1 protein-coding gene is annotated in these 1,312 nt (G+C 57.1%); it reads right to left on the bottom strand.

Features of this window, described 5'->3' with window-relative positions; translation table 11 throughout:
• Positions 1 to 61: 61 nt before the first annotated feature.
• Positions 62 to 1,213 (bottom strand): integrase core domain-containing protein, encoded by a 1,152-nt coding sequence (locus tag AC1Q9F_RS28360; RefSeq protein ID WP_492621365.1) that lies wholly within the window; start codon positions 1,211 to 1,213, stop codon positions 62 to 64.
• Positions 1,214 to 1,312: the final 99 nt, after the last annotated feature.

Consider the following 1,312-nt stretch of genomic DNA (forward strand, 5'->3'; position numbering starts at 1 on the left):
CCCTCACTGTAGAGACCGGTACATCCTTTACACATTAGACCGGGGACATCGTTTACACCTTTTACAGGCTTGATACGCGGTTGGCTCCGCGCTCAAGCCTGCCTAAACAGAAGTTGCAAAGGTACAACTCCCACACATCATCAGCCACTTCCTTCAGCGCGATGTCCTCGCCGATCAGTGCCTCGCCCAAAAACATTCGCTGCCCCTTCCACTTGAACTCGCCGTTCGAACGAACCTTGCGTACCTCAACATCAGGGCCGTATTCGACCGCAGGCAAGTAGCCCGGATATGGGCGCAACGAAGGTCTGTAGACGGAAGCCGGCGGCTTCATGCCCAGCGCGGTGTGTGGTCGATCATGGTTGAAGTCCTGAACGAACTCTTCAAAGGCCAGTTGCTGGCGCACGAGATTTTCCGCAGGTGTTCGCAGTACCGCTGCTTTGAGGGTGCGGTGCATCCGTTCGTTTCGACCCTTCTGGTCAGGACGCCCTGGCGTGATTGTCTCGATGTGGATGCCATGCCTGATGAACCAGACGGACAGCTTCGACAGCCGCGCCAAACCTGTGGATGCGAAAGGCGCCCCGTTATCGGTGCGGATTACGTCCGGCAATCCAAACTCCCGGAAAGCCCATTCAAAGCCCTGCCGCGTCGGCTCACTGTGAGTGCCGGGCAGCGCCCGGCAGAGCAGTAGATAGCGGCTCATCTGATCGGTAATGGTCAACGGATAGCACCAATTGCCGTCCTGCATCCTGAACTGCCCTTTGAAGTCGGCACACCAGGTCTGGTTGGGTTCATCGGCCGGGCGTAAATGCGTCGAAGCACGCGGGCGCAAAGGATAAGGGCGCCGCGCAATGACCAAGCCAGCCTTCTTCAACCACTCACCAGCAGTGCTCGCGGCCGGCCATGGGATCTGTGGATCGGACTTTCGCAGGCGATCAATGATCTGTTTGGGACCTTGATCCGGATGCTCGTTTTTCTTGGCCAGCAATGTGGCGATGATTTCATCCGGGGTTTGATGAGGGCAGTTCAAAGGCTTGCGGGATTGCTCTTTCAAGCCGTCCACGCCGAGCGCTGCATACCGATCCAGCCATTTATCGATGGTTGGACGGCTGACGCCGTAACGCCGGCTCAATTGGCTCTTGGTGTAGCTGCCACTGAGCCAGTCACTGACTAATTTCACTCGTTGATCCATCGGGGACTCTTGATTCCAGGGCATGGTCAGCACCTCCTGACCATGATTGATACCTGTAAACCATGTCCCCGGTCTCAAACGTAAAGGATGTACCCGGTCTTTACCCACCCCAGCCCTCTCCCC

It is taken from the genome of Pseudomonas sp. GW823-FHT04A03, assembly GCF_058796615.1.

Excerpts from the sequence above, each read along its gene's own strand:
- AC1Q9F_RS28360 (WP_492621365.1), bottom strand. The coding sequence starts at position 1,213 with ATGCCCTGGAATCAAGAGTCCCCGATGGATCAACGAGTGAAATTAGTC.